Origin of the sequence: Nonomuraea antimicrobica, assembly GCF_039536965.1 — a bacterium.
GTDB classification, from domain to species: Bacteria; Actinomycetota; Actinomycetes; order Streptosporangiales; family Streptosporangiaceae; genus Nonomuraea; species Nonomuraea antimicrobica.
Window position 1 is genome coordinate 13486 of sequence record NZ_BAAAZP010000219.1, and the last position, 13606, is coordinate 27091.

At 70.6% G+C, this 13606-nt stretch carries 17 protein-coding genes; 9 read left to right on the top strand and 8 right to left on the bottom strand.

Annotation, left to right across the window (positions count from 1 at the left end):
- Positions 1 to 13: 13 nt before the first annotated feature.
- Positions 14 to 679, bottom strand: a complete 666-nt coding sequence (locus tag ABD844_RS47065) for a hypothetical protein (protein WP_344894534.1) — start codon at positions 677 to 679, stop codon at positions 14 to 16.
- 134 nt (positions 680 to 813) lie between these two features.
- Between ABD844_RS47065 and ABD844_RS47070 the strand changes: the two genes are divergently transcribed.
- A complete protein-coding gene (locus ABD844_RS47070; RefSeq protein WP_344894537.1) occupies positions 814 to 1425 on the top strand; it encodes a dienelactone hydrolase family protein in 612 nt (203 codons plus the stop codon).
- 72 nt (positions 1426 to 1497) lie between these two features.
- On the opposite strand, the gene ABD844_RS47075 is transcribed toward ABD844_RS47070, so the two are convergent.
- Together ABD844_RS47075 and ABD844_RS47080 are read right to left on the bottom strand one after the other, a co-directional pair.
- Complete coding sequence (locus ABD844_RS47075) at positions 1498 to 2193, bottom strand: zf-HC2 domain-containing protein (RefSeq protein WP_344894540.1); 696 nt, start codon at positions 2191 to 2193, stop codon at positions 1498 to 1500.
- A 34-nt stretch (positions 2194 to 2227) separates the two neighbouring features.
- Positions 2228 to 2752: a sigma-70 family RNA polymerase sigma factor gene (locus tag ABD844_RS47080; protein ID WP_425568775.1), complete on the bottom strand. Its 525-nt coding sequence runs from the start codon at positions 2750 to 2752 to the stop codon at positions 2228 to 2230.
- A 311-nt stretch (positions 2753 to 3063) separates the two neighbouring features.
- Here ABD844_RS47080 and ABD844_RS47085 point away from each other — a divergent pair, with 311 nt between their 5' ends.
- From ABD844_RS47085 to ABD844_RS47100, 4 genes are all read left to right on the top strand, one after another.
- Positions 3064 to 4125 (top strand): HesA/MoeB/ThiF family protein, encoded by a 1062-nt coding sequence (locus ABD844_RS47085; protein ID WP_344894543.1) that lies wholly within the window; start codon positions 3064 to 3066, stop codon positions 4123 to 4125.
- A 64-nt stretch (positions 4126 to 4189) separates the two neighbouring features.
- Entirely contained in the window at positions 4190 to 4315 is a 126-nt protein-coding gene (locus ABD844_RS47090) for a hypothetical protein (RefSeq protein ID WP_344894546.1), read from the top strand.
- A gap of 43 nt (positions 4316 to 4358) precedes the next feature.
- A complete protein-coding gene (locus ABD844_RS47095) occupies positions 4359 to 4943 on the top strand; it encodes a DUF6879 family protein (protein ID WP_344894549.1) in 585 nt (194 codons plus the stop codon).
- The gene (locus ABD844_RS47100; protein ID WP_344894552.1) at positions 4940 to 6118 is read left to right on the top strand and encodes a hypothetical protein; all 1179 of its coding nucleotides are present in this window, start codon (positions 4940 to 4942) and stop codon (positions 6116 to 6118) included. The genes ABD844_RS47095 and ABD844_RS47100 overlap by 4 nt, the downstream gene beginning before the upstream one ends.
- Here ABD844_RS47100 and ABD844_RS47105 read toward each other — a convergent pair.
- Positions 6093 to 6473, bottom strand: coding sequence for a VOC family protein (locus ABD844_RS47105; protein ID WP_344894555.1), 381 nt, complete (start codon positions 6471 to 6473; stop codon positions 6093 to 6095). The genes ABD844_RS47100 and ABD844_RS47105 overlap by 26 nt on opposite strands.
- Before the next feature lie 108 nt (positions 6474 to 6581).
- Here ABD844_RS47105 and ABD844_RS47110 point away from each other — a divergent pair, with 108 nt between their 5' ends.
- Positions 6582 to 7025, top strand: coding sequence for a MarR family winged helix-turn-helix transcriptional regulator (locus ABD844_RS47110; protein ID WP_344894558.1), 444 nt, complete (start codon positions 6582 to 6584; stop codon positions 7023 to 7025).
- Between the two features lie 7 nt (positions 7026 to 7032).
- Here ABD844_RS47110 and ABD844_RS47115 read toward each other — a convergent pair whose 3' ends face one another.
- Genes ABD844_RS47115 through ABD844_RS47125 form a run of 3 tightly spaced genes read right to left on the bottom strand, consistent with a single transcriptional unit; the run spans position 7033 to position 9551 of the window.
- The gene (locus tag ABD844_RS47115; RefSeq protein WP_344894561.1) at positions 7033 to 7743 is read right to left on the bottom strand and encodes an FkbM family methyltransferase; all 711 of its coding nucleotides are present in this window, start codon (positions 7741 to 7743) and stop codon (positions 7033 to 7035) included.
- Between the two features lie 42 nt (positions 7744 to 7785).
- On the bottom strand, positions 7786 to 8481 hold the full coding sequence (locus ABD844_RS47120; protein ID WP_344894564.1) for a response regulator: 696 nt from the start codon (positions 8479 to 8481) through the stop codon (positions 7786 to 7788).
- A complete protein-coding gene (locus ABD844_RS47125) occupies positions 8478 to 9551 on the bottom strand; it encodes a sensor histidine kinase (protein ID WP_344894633.1) in 1074 nt (357 codons plus the stop codon). The genes ABD844_RS47120 and ABD844_RS47125 overlap by 4 nt, the downstream gene beginning before the upstream one ends.
- A gap of 692 nt (positions 9552 to 10243) precedes the next feature.
- Here ABD844_RS47125 and ABD844_RS47130 point away from each other — a divergent pair.
- The 3 genes from ABD844_RS47130 (at position 10244) to ABD844_RS47140 (ending at position 11967) form a co-directional block, all read left to right on the top strand.
- Positions 10244 to 10567, top strand: coding sequence for a type II toxin-antitoxin system RelE/ParE family toxin (locus ABD844_RS47130; protein WP_344894567.1), 324 nt, complete (start codon positions 10244 to 10246; stop codon positions 10565 to 10567).
- A gap of 4 nt (positions 10568 to 10571) precedes the next feature.
- Positions 10572 to 10904, top strand: coding sequence for a helix-turn-helix domain-containing protein (locus tag ABD844_RS47135; protein ID WP_344894570.1), 333 nt, complete (start codon positions 10572 to 10574; stop codon positions 10902 to 10904).
- A gap of 445 nt (positions 10905 to 11349) precedes the next feature.
- Positions 11350 to 11967, top strand: coding sequence for a hypothetical protein (locus ABD844_RS47140; protein WP_344894573.1), 618 nt, complete (start codon positions 11350 to 11352; stop codon positions 11965 to 11967).
- Between the two features lie 59 nt (positions 11968 to 12026).
- On the opposite strand, the gene ABD844_RS47145 is transcribed toward ABD844_RS47140, so the two are convergent.
- Complete coding sequence (locus ABD844_RS47145; RefSeq protein ID WP_344894576.1) at positions 12027 to 13523, bottom strand: M28 family metallopeptidase; 1497 nt, start codon at positions 13521 to 13523, stop codon at positions 12027 to 12029.
- Positions 13524 to 13606 lie beyond the last annotated feature (83 nt).

A 13606-nucleotide genomic window follows, 5' to 3' on the forward strand; every position in this document is an offset into this window, starting at 1 on the left:
GTCCCGCCGTCTCTCATCCCGTGAGGCGGGCCAGCTCCAGGGAGTCCACCCGGATACCGGGGCCCGTGTGGACGAACTGGACGATCTCCGCCGTCTCCAGGTCCACCGGGCCGAAGTCGGCGGCAGCGTGGGCGTCGCACCACTCGACGATCTCCGCGCCGTTCGTCAGCGGGGTGGCGAAGTGCACGAGGCTGACGTACCAGCGGTCGCGGACGCGTCCGTGGTCCAGGTCCCGTACGCCGCGCGACTCCAGCGCGTGGGCGTAGCGCTTGGACAGCGTGCCCAGCGTGTCGTCGACCGGATGCGCCCCCACCAGGACACCGCCTTGGTGAGGGCTCACGCCCGCCAGGTAGACCCGGGCCGGGACCAGGCCCTGTACGGCCTCGGACAGCGCCTCCCCATAGGCGCGGCGCAGCCGGTCGTCCGCCGGGATGCGGGCCCGGTACGACTCCAGGGACCTGAGCGTGAGGTGCAGGCTCCGGCCGCCGTGCACCCAGTGGCCGGGGGCGGGGGCCGTGGCGGCCAGCTCCGTCATGCGCGTCACGGCCGTCCCCTCGGGCCGCAGCACGGCCGCCGCGCCCCAGCGGTCGGACCCCTCCACCATCGGGCTGTCGTGGACGGCCCGGCCGGACAGCAGGGCCTCGCGTCCCCTGGCTCTGAACTCGGCGAAGTCGGACATCCGAGCAGTATGCCATGATCATCCCCGCGCGACGCCAGGTCCGGCCGCCCAGGACCGGTCCGGGGCGGCCCGGCGGCGCGGCTGATAGCGGCGTCCGTAACCGGGTAGCGGCAGGGTGCGAGGGGAGGGGGCGCATGTCCGGGGATCTGATCGTTCCTGACGCCGCTCAGGGCGTGGTGGTGTTCGTGCACGGCAGCGGCAGCAGCCGGCACAGCCCGCGCAACCGTTACGTGGCCGGCGCGCTCAACGAGTCGGGGCTGGGGACGCTGCTGTTCGATCTGCTCACGCCGGAGGAGGAGGGCGATCGGCGTAACGTGTTCGACATCGGGCTGCTGGCGGGGCGGCTGCTGGAGAGTACGGCGTGGGTGCGGGCGCAGCCGGAGGCGGCCGGGCTGCCGATCGGCTACTTCGGCGCCAGCACCGGCGCGGCGGCGGCGCTGTGGGCGGCGGCCGAGCCGGACAACGCGGTCGCCGCGATCGTCTCGCGCGGCGGGCGTCCCGATCTGGCCGGTGACCGCCTGGCCCTGGTACGCGCGCCGACCCTGCTCATCGTGGGCGGACGCGACCCCCTGGTGGTGGAGCTGAACGAGGAGGCGCAGCGGCGGCTGCGCGCCGACAGCCGGATCACGGTGGTGCCAGGGGCCACCCACCTGTTCGAGGAGCCCGGTGCGCTGGAGGCCGTGGCCGGTCACGCCAGAGACTGGTTCGTCACCCATTTCGCGGCATCCCGCAGGCCGACGGGCTGACCACCGCGCCCGCCGCGCCCTGACGGCGCCTGCCGCACCCCCGCACGCTGCCGGGCCAGAATCGGCGAGTGGTCACACCGCCACGGTGGCCAGGGTCCTGCCGTCGAGGGTCTGGACGGTGAAGTGGTTCAGCTCGGACCGGGGCAGGCTGGTGCCGCCGTGCAGCACGAGCGGGTCGGGCGAGCCGGGCACGCCGTACCCCTTCTCCGGCACGCCCCAGCTCGCCACGACCTCCGAGCGGCCGTCGTCGCCGACCGCCATGAGGCGGCACTGCAGCGGGCCCTTGACGCCCTTGAGCTCCAGCGCCACGTGGGTGCCCCAGCCCTTGTCCTCCAGGCCGACGACCCCGGACACGCCAGTGGCCGGGTCGGTGACGGAGTAGGTGCGGCCGGTCATGAGCAGGTCGCGGGCCGGGCCGTGGACGCTGTCGGGATCGGGTTCGGCGGTCATGGAGCCGACCGCGAGGAAGACTCCTGCCGCGACCACGAGGCAGGCGGCGGCGGTCATGAACGTGCGGTGGAAGCGGCGGCGCCGGCGTTCGGTGGCGGCGCGGCGTACGAGGTGGGTCTCGACCTGCGCGGCCGGCGGGCCGGGCAGCAGGTCGTCGGGGTGCACCCCCTTGATCAACTCCCCCATGGCCGCGAACGAGCCCACCTCGGCGGCGCACAGGGCGCAGCCGTCCAGGTGGCGCACGAACGCGGCCCGCTCCTCCGCGTCGAGCAGGCCGAGCGCGTACGCGGCCACGTCCTCGTGGTGTGCCTCCGTCATGGCGCCACCCCCCTGTCATCGTGACGCGCCTCGGTCACGGCGGCGTCACCCCCCTTTCCTCCAGCGCGACGCGTAAGGCGCGCATGGCGTAGTACACGCGGGACTTCACCGTGCCCACGGGCACGCCGATCGTCTCCGCCGCCTCCTGGACGGTGCGGTCCAGGAGGAACGTCTCGGTGAGCACCTGGCGGTGGGCCGGGGAGAGCGACATCATCGCGTCGGTCACGACGATCTCCCTGAGCAGGCGGTCGTCCTCGGCCGCCACGGGCTGGACGTGTTCGGGGAGGTCCTCGACCGGGTCGAGAGGGCGCGCGGACGCGCGGCGGCGGTCGTCGATGACGACGCGGCGCGCGACGGCCGCCAGCCAGGGCATCAGCGAGCCGGATTCGGTCCGCAGGTCGTGGAGGTTGCGCCAGGCACGTACGAGGGTCTCCTGGACGACGTCCTCGGCCCAGCGCCGGTCACCGCCCGTCAGCCTGATCGCGAAGGCCGTCAGGGGGACGCCGTATTCGCGGTAGAGGGCTCGGACCATGGCCTCGTCGGTTACGCGATGATTCACGGGAGGCGGGCTCCTCGCGCTGCGGATATCCTGAAATATCACGCTTGGCAGACTTGATTTGGCGAAAGTTCGGCGAAACTTTCGAAAATCACCTTAGCCAGGCGGCGAGGGCGCGGTCAGGCGGTTTCCCCAGCTCGCCGCGGAGCCAGATTCATCTGGCAAATCGCACCTCCAACCCCAATTGACGGGATTATGCTCACTCGGTTGGCGATCCGCGACCCCACGCCCTTCACCGAGGCCCGCAACCGCACCGGACAGGAACCGGTCAAACAGATCTTGACCGAGGGCCGGTGCGTGCCCACCATCGGTGCATGCGTTTTCCCCGGATCAAACCCGAGCACGCTCCCCACCGCCTCGACGACGGCACCATCCGGCTGGGCGGCGCCATGTACGGCATAGCCTCGGAGATCAGGGACACCGACGGATGGGCCTGGTCGGCCCTGGCCCTCATGGACGGCACCCGGCCCCCCACCGCGATCGCCGCCGAGCTGTGCGCCGCCTTCGCCACCCTGACCCCCGACGACGCCCACGGCATCGTCACGACGCTGCTCTCCTCCGGCCACGTGGAGGACGCCGTCCCAGCGCCCTGCGCCGAGCTGAGCGAACGGGAGCAGGAGCGCTACCGCCGCAACCGGGAGTTCTTCCGCTGGGTGGACCTGACGCCGCGCGAGCACGGCTGGGAGCCCCAGGTACGCCTCAAGTCCGCCCGTGTGCTGGTGCTCGGCCTGGGCGGGACCGGCAGCCACGCGGCCTGGTCGCTGGCCGCCGCCGGGGTGGGCCGGCTGCACCTGGTGGACCCCGACGTCGTCGAGCTGTCGAACCTCAACCGGCAGATCCTCTACACCGAGGCGGACGTCGGCCGGCCCAAGACCGAGGCGGCCCTGGAACGGTTGCGCCGGGTCAACTCCGACATCGAGATCACCGGCGAACAGGCCGCCGTGGACGGGCCCGAGCACTTGGCCCGGCTGGTCGGCGGCTTCCACGCGCTGGCGTTGTGCGCCGACCGTCCGCGCGAGCCGTACGGGATCCAGACCTGGGCGAACCGCGTCTGCGCGGCGGCCGGGATCCCGTGGGTGAGCGGCGGGTACAACGGCCCGCTGGTCAGCGTGGGCGTCTTCGGCCCGGGCGGGCCGTGTTTCGAGTGCGTACGGGCCGGGATCCCGCCGCAGCCCGGCGACGGCTACGCCTGGCCCGGCGTGACCGGAGCCTCGGCCGGGCTGTCGGGGCAACTGGTGGCGCACGACGTGCTGACGCTGGTGACCGGGCTCGCGAGGACGCCGCCCGGCTATTTCCACGGTCTGACATTGCTGGATCCGGACGCGCACGTCTATGCCCGATATCCCGCGAGAAACGAATGTGAAATCTGTTGTTGAGGTGACTTGGATTCGATCATACGATGACGCCACCGTTTCCCCGACCCGACCGGTAAGGAGTGCCATGAGCAACACCCCTGCCCCGGAACCACAGCAGGAGCGAAAGGCGCCGAAGAAGATCACGGTGCGCCGGCTGGACAAGATCGAGACGACTGGCGTACTGAAGCCCAGCCACGGCAACTCCAACTGATCCACGTGCGGGCAGGGCGACCTGCCCGCACCCGGGAGTCTTGATGAGTGATGTCCTGACCCGGCTGCGGTCCGCCCCCGGCACCTCGATGAACGCCGCCGAATACGGCGCCGACTTCGCCCGGGAATTCGAAATCGCGAGTGGCGTCCTCTGGAAGCTCGAACGCGCCCAGGAATTCGACGAGGGCGACCTGCCGAGCTATCGGGCGATGCTCGACGGCGATTGGCGGCGGGCCATGGCGCTGGTCGCGGAGATGCGTCCCGGATTTCGTTCCGACAATCCCGGCCGGATGGACTTCCGGCGGATCAGGGTGGTCGAGGAGCCGCTCACGCGCTACCTGCGCTGGGAGCTGGCGGTGTTGTCGGCGCGCGCCGAGGAGGGCGAGAACAGCAGGGTGGTGCCGGTCTCCGCGCTGCGGCCGTACGAGGGCGGGGGGCCCGCTCCGGAGCTGGTCCTGTTCCATCCCACGCTGCTGTACGAGGTGCTCTACGACCGGGACGGCAGGCACCGCGGCGCACGCCGCATCACCGAGCCGCGCTTCGTGGAGCCGTGCGTCCCGGTGCTGTCCGGGTTGTTCGACCGGGGTGAGGACCTGCGCTCGTACTGGACCAGGATGAGGGCGGGTTGACTGTCACGTTCCACGAGTTGGGCGTCCGCCACGACGGCGACGAGTGGATCGTCGGGCGGGTGGACTCCGGCGACTTCGTGGCCGTGCCCGAGGAGGGGCTGCGGGTCATCCGCCTGCTGCAGGACGGGATGGACCGTGAACAGGCCAGGACCCACCTGCTGGCCGAGACCGGCGCCGACCTCGACGTGGCGGACTTCGTCGCCGACCTCGTGGCGGCCGGGCTGGTGGCCGGGGTCGCGGGCCGTCCGGTGCCGAGCCCGCCGCCGGTACGGCCGAGCCTCCCGTGGTTGCGTCCGCGGCACCTTGGCTGGGCGCTGCATCCCGTGGCGCACCTGGCCCTGCTGGTTCCGATCGCGACGGGGGTCGCCTGCCTGGTCGCGCGGCCGTCGATCTTCCCTGCCTGGGAGGCGGCGCTCTGGACCGACCACACCGCCGTCGTGCTGCTGACCTGGGCGGCCGTCCTGTGGCTGGCGACCGGCCTGCACGAGCTGGGCCACCTGGTCACCGCCCGCGCCGCCGGGGTGCCCGCGCGGATCGCGCTCGGCACGCGCCTGCAGTTCCTGGTGGCCCAGACCGACGTGTCGGGCGTGTGGGTGGCGCCCAGGCGGGTGCGGGTCACCGTCTACCTGTCCGGCACCGTCCTCGACCTGGCCGTCTGCGGTCTGGCGCTGACGTGGGCGTATTTCGCGGGGCCGCATCCGCTCGCCACCTGGGTCGTCCTCATCCAGGTGGTCCGGGTGGCCGCGCAGCTCCTCGTGTTCATGCGTACCGATCTGTACTTCCTCCTACAGGACCTCACCGGCTGCCGCAACCTCTACGGGGACGGGGGCGTTTACCTGCGCGGGCTCCTGCGGGGCAGGCGGGGCACGCTGGCCGGGCTGCCGCCGCGCGAGCGCACGGTGGTGCGCCTCTACGCGGCGCTCCAGAGCACGGGCACGCTCGCCTGCCTGGCCTTCGCCGTCCTCGTCACCCTGCCGCTGGTGCTCACCGTGCTGCTGCAGTCGGTACGCCACCTCGTACGGGCGGAGAGCCTGCCCGCCATGGCCGAGGCCGTCGTGGTGCTGGCGCTCATCATCCTCCCGGACGTGGTGTGGGCGCGGGCCTGGTGGCGGCGGCACGGCGACAGGCTGAGGCGGCTGGCCCGGCGGCTCAGGACGGGTCGGGCACGGCCGTGAAGAACTCGTAGCTGTGCCCGTCGGGGTCGCGGACGTAGACACCACGTCCGCCGGCGAGTTGGTTGATCTCCCTGTCCCAGCCGTTCATGGGCCCGGACCCGTAGTCGATCGACGTGGCGGCCCGCAGCCGCTCGATGACGGCGTCGAAGGTGACGTCGTCCACGAGGAACGCGTAGTGGCCCGGCTGCGGTCGGCGGCGGTCGTCGAAGTCGAGGGTGAGGTCGCCGTTGACCCGTACGGGGGCGAACGGGCCGGCCGGGGCGCCGACCCGCAGGCCGAGCAGCTCGGCGAAGAAGGCGGCGGCGACGGCCTTGTCCGCGGCCGGGACGATCAGGTGGTTCATGACGATGCCCATGCGGCACCCCTTCGACGCAGGACGGAAATGTGTGCGATACGCACATAATCATATATGCGTATCGCATGCAATCTGTCGTAAGGTGGTCGGCATGAGCGAGGAGTCGGCGTGAGCGACGAGGAAGAGGGCGGCGGGCCCGCGTTGTTCCGGCTGGTGCGGTTCTGGTCACGGCGGTGGGCGGGCCGGGCGTCGCAGGAGCTGACCGGGCAGGGCCGGCACGTGCAGCACATCCTCGTGGTGGAGGCCGTTCACACGAGTGCCCGAGACGAGCCCACCGTGGGCACGGTGGCGCACCAGCTCGGGCTCGACCACTCCGGCGCCAGCCGCATGGTCAAGGACGCCGTCGACGCCGGCTACCTGGCCCGCGCCACCTCCGAGCACGACCGCCGCCGCGCCTCCCTGCGCCTCACGGAACGCGGCCACGACCTGCTGGCGGGCTCGCGGGCCTGGCAAGTGGACGCCTTCGCCGAGCTGACCGCCTCCTGGGACGAGCAGGACCGGCGGCGGTTCGCGGGCTACCTGCGGCGCCTGGCCGACGAGGCGGGCGCCTAGCCTCCCGCTACAGGTGCCGGGTGCTGAACAGGTAGTTGCGCCGCCGATGGGCGACCTCGTGGGTACGCTGCCATCGGCCGCGCCACCAGATGTGCATCCGGTATCCCATCCCCAGCAGCGGCTCCACCACGTCGTCCGCGGCCAGGCCGTACTTGTCGAGATGACGGTCCTCGATCTCCAGCAGGAGGGCAGGCCGCTGGCGCTCGATCGTCCGCAGCCCGCCCTCCAGCACCGCCGACTCGAAGCCCTCCACGTCCACCTTCATGAAGTTCACCCACGGGATCCTGCGGGTCTCGCAGATGTGGTCGATGGAGTACACCGGCACCTCCATCGTCCTGCCACCGGACTCATCCGGGCGTTTCACATCCGTCAGCAGGTGGGCCCAGCCGTGGTTGGGCAGCAGCCCGAACCGGTAGGGCAGGCGGAGCCGCTGCCGTCCGTTGCGGGGGCCGAGCGCGGCATTGGTGGCGATCACCTGGCCGGCCCCCGCCGCCCGCCGCGCCCTCTCCAAGATCCGGTACGGCACGCGCAGCGGCTCGAAGCTGTGCACCTGCCCCCTACGCCCCACCAGGCGAGCGAGCGGAAAGGTGTACATCCCGTAGGCAGCACCGATGTCCAAACACACGTCACCATGCCCGACGAGCTGCGCCAGCCCGCGCAACTCCGACTCCCGGGACAGCGTGCGGGCCACCATGGCCGCCGTCGACAGTCTGATCATGCCCAGGACGGTAGGAACCAGGTCGGTGCGCCCGGATCCCCCTCAGGAGCGCAACCTCCTGCCGCGCCGTGCCTCCGCGGAGCTACGTCCGGCCACCACCAGGCCGCTCTCATAGGCCAGCACCACCGCCTGCGCCCTGTCGCGCAGGTGGAGCTTGCCGAGGATCCGGCCCACGTGCGACTTGACCGTCTCCTCCGCGATGGTCAGGCTTCGCGCGATCTCGGCGTTGGACTGACCGTCGGCGATGAGCCTGAGCACGTCGAGCTCGCGAGGGGTGAGCGCGTTCAGCCGCAACGCCTCGCGCTCGTCGATCGACTGCCTGCTCGTGAACTCCTCGATCAGCCGCCGCGTCACCGACGGGGCCAGCAGCGCCTCTCCCCCGGCCACCACGCGTACCGCGCTGATCAGATCCTCCGGCGGCGCGTCCTTCAACAGGAACCCGCTGGCCCCGGCACGCAGCGCCGTGTACACGTAGTCGTCGACGTCGAACGTGGTCAGGATCACCACCCTGGTCCCCGGGACGCCCGCGACCACGCGCCGGGTGGCCTCCAGCCCGTCGAGCCGCGGCATGCGGACGTCCATGAGCGCCACGTCCGGTCGCGTGCTCCTGGCCATGGCCACCGCCTCGACGCCGTCCGCGGCCTCGCCCACCACCCGGACGTCGGGCTGCGCCGACAACAGCGCCGCGAACCCTCCCCTGACCATCGCCTGGTCGTCCGCGATCAGTACGGAGATCATTTCCCCTCCAGTGGCAGCACGGCCCGCACGGCGTAACGCCCGTCGGCCCGCGTCCCCGCGAACAACTCACCGCCAAGCAGGGTCACCCGCTCACGCATCCCCACCAGCCCAAACCCAGCCCCAGCCCCAGCCCCAGCCCCAGCCCCGGACGCTGACTCCGCCCCCGCCTCGTTGACCACCTCGACCACGAGGTCTGCACCGTCCCGGCCGATCGTGACCGCTGTCGGAGCCCCGTTGGCATGCTTGATCACGTTGCTCAGCGCCTCCTGAACGATCCGGTACACGGTCAGCGACACCGACGCCCCCAGCTCGGGGACCGGCTCCTGCAGCTCCATCCGTACCGGCGTACCCGCCCGCCGCGCCGACTCCACCAACTCGGCGAGCTCGCCCAGCCCTGGCTGCGGCTCCGTCAGCGGACCGTCCCGATCACCCCGCAGAACACCCAGCAACTGCCGCATCTCACCCAGCGAGGCGCTGGCGGCGGCGTTGATGTCACGAAACTCCCGCGCCACCTCCCCCGACACCCCACCCTTGATCCGGTACGGGGCCGTCGCCGCCTGCACCGCGATCACGGACATGTGATGCGCCACCAGATCGTGCAACTCACGGGCGACCCGCGCCCGCTCCTCCAGCAGCCGCCGCTTGCCGTACTCCTCCGCGACCCGCAGCGTGCTCAGCCGCCGCATCTTGAGATGGTGCCCGAGCATCGTCGCGGTCAACAGGCTCAGCCCCCAGATCATCATGGCCAGCACCACATTCGGCCACCTGTACTGCACCCACGACGCCGACAACACCCCCGCCCCCAGCGTGATCAGGTACGCCACGGCGGTGACCCGCCACGTGGACACCAGCGCCACGGTGAACATCACCACCGCCTGGGGCAACTGATCGCTGATCAGCCAGGGCCCCCAGTCACCGACGCCGAGCGCCGTCGCCGCGAGCAGCAACCCCAGCATGCTCCACCACGCCACCATCGGCCGGTACCAGGCCACGACGACCGGCACTCCGTACAACACCCCGATCAGCACCCCGAGCCCGCCCAGCCCGAGCAGGTCCCCGAACATATACACGTTCAACAAGGCGACCACCCCTGCGACGGCGACGTACGGACGCCGCGACACCAACGGCCTCCCCGGATCGGCCGGCGAACCAGGCACCCGCGCAAGGTGCGCATTACGGAGGACGGTCAACACCCCCACAACCTACGCGGTCACACCACACACGATCAGCCCGTGCCCCAACCGGCCTCCAGCGACCAGCGAGGCTTTCCGTACCCCTCCTGAGTGCTCAGGAAGGCTGGCACCTCCCGGGCTTGACCTTCTTTGGCTCCCTGACTCCTCCAGGCGAGCACGTGCCCCGGCGCTGGAAACTTGCTGGGTCTATCTCATTGCCATCAAGGCGACGGGTCCGCGCGGCCTTCCTCGCGAGGTAGCCGCTCGGGTACGGGACGAGAGGGCGCATCCTTGGAATGGCGGCCGTGGCCCGTGGGCCTGCGAAAGAGTTCCGATACGAAAGCACCCGCCTCACACAGCACGGTTGCGGCAAGGCCGACGGCGACCGCGATCAGCCCGATAATGCGACGGGTCCGGCTCACCCCTTGAAATCTAATACGCCTCCGACCGTTCCAGGCGTCTGGTTCTGCCTGGCCAGTGGGATCCCGCGACCTTGGCCCTGCTGAGGGCCGCTGTGGCATAGGACCGTCTCCACGGTTTGGGGGGATTGACAGTACGACATCGAGCTGGAGCCAGCGGTGGGGGCTTGGTTGGACACTCTGTCCGACCGGGATCACGCTGCTGTCGAGGCCGCCGTCGAACGGCTCGCTGAATTCGGCGACCGGACGCCGTACGGTCATGCTCGCGACTTGGGTGACGGGTTGTGGGAGTTGCGCTTCGATATCGCACACCACTCGGTGCGCCTCACCTACTGGCTGGCCCAGGGCCGCCGGGCGGTGTTGCTGACCGCTTTCTACAAGACGCGAGACCGGCAGCCGCGCGATGTGGAGCGCGCTCGCAAGGCGATGGCTGAGTGCATGGCCGGCGGCTTGGAGCACGGCGCCGCGCATTGGATCTATGAGGGAAGGAGCTGAAGGGATGGCCGGGCATGGCAAGTGGAAGACGATCAAGGCCAAGCGGCTTGCCGGTGAGGAAGTGAACCCCGAGTACGCCGCGATGGTGGAGGAGGCACGGCTGGGGCAGGAACTCGGCGCGGCTGTATACCGCCGCCGGATCGAGTTGGGCCTGTCGCAGACGGAGCTGGCCGAGCGGGCGGGCATGACGCAGCCGCAAGTCTCCCGCTTGGAGGGTGGAGCGCACATGCCGACGATTCCACTGATGGTGCGGTTGGCAGTGGCGTTGGAGATTGATGTGGTGATGCACGGTGACGTCTCCGCGCCGGTGGAGTTTCGGGCCATCACCGCGGCGTGAGGAAGCGGGTGCCTTGACGCCCAGCTACACGGTTGACGTGACGCGAAAGACAGACGCACAACTGTGTGGCCCGTGGCGTGAGGCGTCGCGTCCGGTCACGCAGGACCCGCACCCATACCCCTGGCTGGGGCGAAGCGCGCGACGCTTTGGCTATACGACGGCAAGAGATCTTCCCCTGGTCGAATTCTGTGACCCTGAAGGAATTCCCAAGCTGACAGCACGGGTTCGATTCCCGTCACCCGCTCCACAAGGAAGGCCCAAGTCATCCCGCGCAGGTCGAGGGTATCGCGGCGAGGCTGGCGTGCGCGTGCCCGGAATGCGGGCGATTGGCGGCGACCGCTGAACCGTCTGGGTCGCTGGTAATCGAATCGGCTGGGGCGTCTGGGCTTGACCTTGACGCGACGTCAACGTTTCTCATCGGAGGTGAATCGTCGAGGAGAGGAACGTGATGGTCGAACCCGTGCTGCGGATCGTGGGATTCGAGCTCAAGGGCCTGGCCGCCATCGGGCAGTGGGTCGTACGCCGACGGCACGGGGTGCCCGCCGGTGCGACCGTCGTGACGTACGCCAAGGAGCAGGCGTTCATGCTGACGCTGATGGTGTTCGCCATGGCGGTGGAGACGGTGGTGGTGGACCTGCTGCTGGTGGCCCTCGGCGTGCCCGACTGGCTGCGGTACGCGGTGTTGGTCGCCGACGTGTACGGCCTGCTGTTCGGCGCCATGCTGGCCGCCGCCTGCGCGACCCGGCCCCACGTCGTCACCCCCGGCGAACTGCGCATCCGGTACGGCGTGTACTTCGACCTGCGCGTGCCCCGCGACCGCATCGCCTCCGTACGCACCAGCCGGGTCTACAACGAGTCGCACATGGTCGCGATCGAGAACGACCGGCTCACCGTGGCCGTCTCCTCGCAGACCAACGTGACGATCGAGCTGACCGGGCCGGTCACCGCCGTCCGCCCGTTCGGCCGCCGGGCCGAGGTCACCTCGATCCGCCTGTTCGCCGACGCGCCGGACGTGCTGCTGTCGGCCCTGCGTACCGGCGATCCCGTGCAGCCCCGAACGTAGGCGGACCACCAAGGAGGCGAGCGCGTGGCCGGGCGGCCGCCCGCCCGGCCACGACGGAGTCAGCCCGCCGACAGAGCGGTGGCCGACTGGGCGGCGGCAGTCCTGGGTGGGATGGCGCGCAGGTCGAAGGCGAAGCGGGCGACCGAGTCCGCGATCGCGTCCGCGTCGACGTCGAGCGCCGTCAGGTCGATGTTGGCGATCGTGTCGCACGCCTGGTGGTAGCACGGGTCGTACGCCACTCCCGCCGTCCCGCCGAACAGCGCCGCCTCCTCGGCCGTCTTGATCCCCTCGGCACCGGTGAAGATGCCGCCCGACGGGATCCCGACCGCGATGAACGGCCCGTAGTCGGAGCGTCCGTCGAAGTCGGTGCCGACGGTGGGCAGGTCGCGGGAGTCGTAGAAGGCGGAGAGCTGCCGTTCGATCTGGGCCGAGCCGGGGGGACCCGCCGGTGAGCCGACGTTGTCGGAGTCGTCGCCGTCATACAGCTTGTACGCGTAGTTCGGCGAGGCGATCATGTCGAAGTTCAGGTAGACCCTGATCCGGTCCCGCTGCGACTCCGACAGGGACGCGACGTACTGGTCCGACCCGAGCAGCCCGATCTCCTCTGCGGCCCAGAAGGCGAAGCGGACCTTGTTCTTGACCGGGAAGAACGCCATCTCCTCCGCCACTTCCAGGATCGCCGCGCTGCCCGAGCCGTTGTCGTTGATGCCGGGACCGACGGGCACGCCGTCGAGATGCGCGCCGACCATGACGACGTTGCGCGGGTCGCCGAAGCGGGACTCGGCGATCACGTTGTCGGTGGTGCCGAGCACGAGGTTGGCGTCGACCTTGAGCCGGACGGTCGCGCCCGCCGTGCCCGCCAGCTCCGCGCCCACGGCGAAGTCGGCGAACACCATCGGGATCCCGGCCCGCCACTCGCCGATGTCCAGCGGGTACGCGTCGGTGCGCCCCGGCTGGCCCTCGTTGAAGACGATGATGCCGGACGCTCCGGCCGTCTTCGCGTTCTGAACCTTCTGTACGAAGGCGCAGGTGCCACGCTGGATGAGCGCGATGCGGCCGGCGGTGAACCCGGCGAAGTCCGACTCCTCGCAGCCGCTGGTCGAGCTGGGCACCGGGGCCGGCGGCAGGGTCAGGTCCACGGCCTGGACCTGCGCGGTCACGTCGCCCGCCGGGGACGGCTGGAAGGAGAAGAAGTCCTCGTTGGGCACGTACGACTTCGCGCCGGGCGCGGTGAGGTCGAGGACCGGCGGGCTGTTCTCGGACCAGCTCTCGACGTAGTTGATCGGCTGCAACGTCACCTTGTACCCGGCCCTGCGCAGCTTGCCCGCCACGTAGTCGCGGGAGGCGTCGTAGCCGGGGGTGCCGGTGGCGCGGTTGCCGCCGTTGGCGTCGGCGATGGCTTGCAGGACGTCGAGGTGCTTCTTGGCGTTCGTCCCCTTGACCTGCTTGACGAGCAGCTTGGCGAACACGTCGTCGAGGCCGCCCGCGTGCGCGGGAGCGGCCATGGCCAGGGGTAAGGCGAGCACGGTGATCAGTACGGTGAGCGTTCTTCTCATTCGGGTTCCCCCACTGTGGACGGAAGTCGCGGCCACGTCCCCGAGGCGCCGCCTCCGGACGGTAACCCGGCAGAGGATCAACG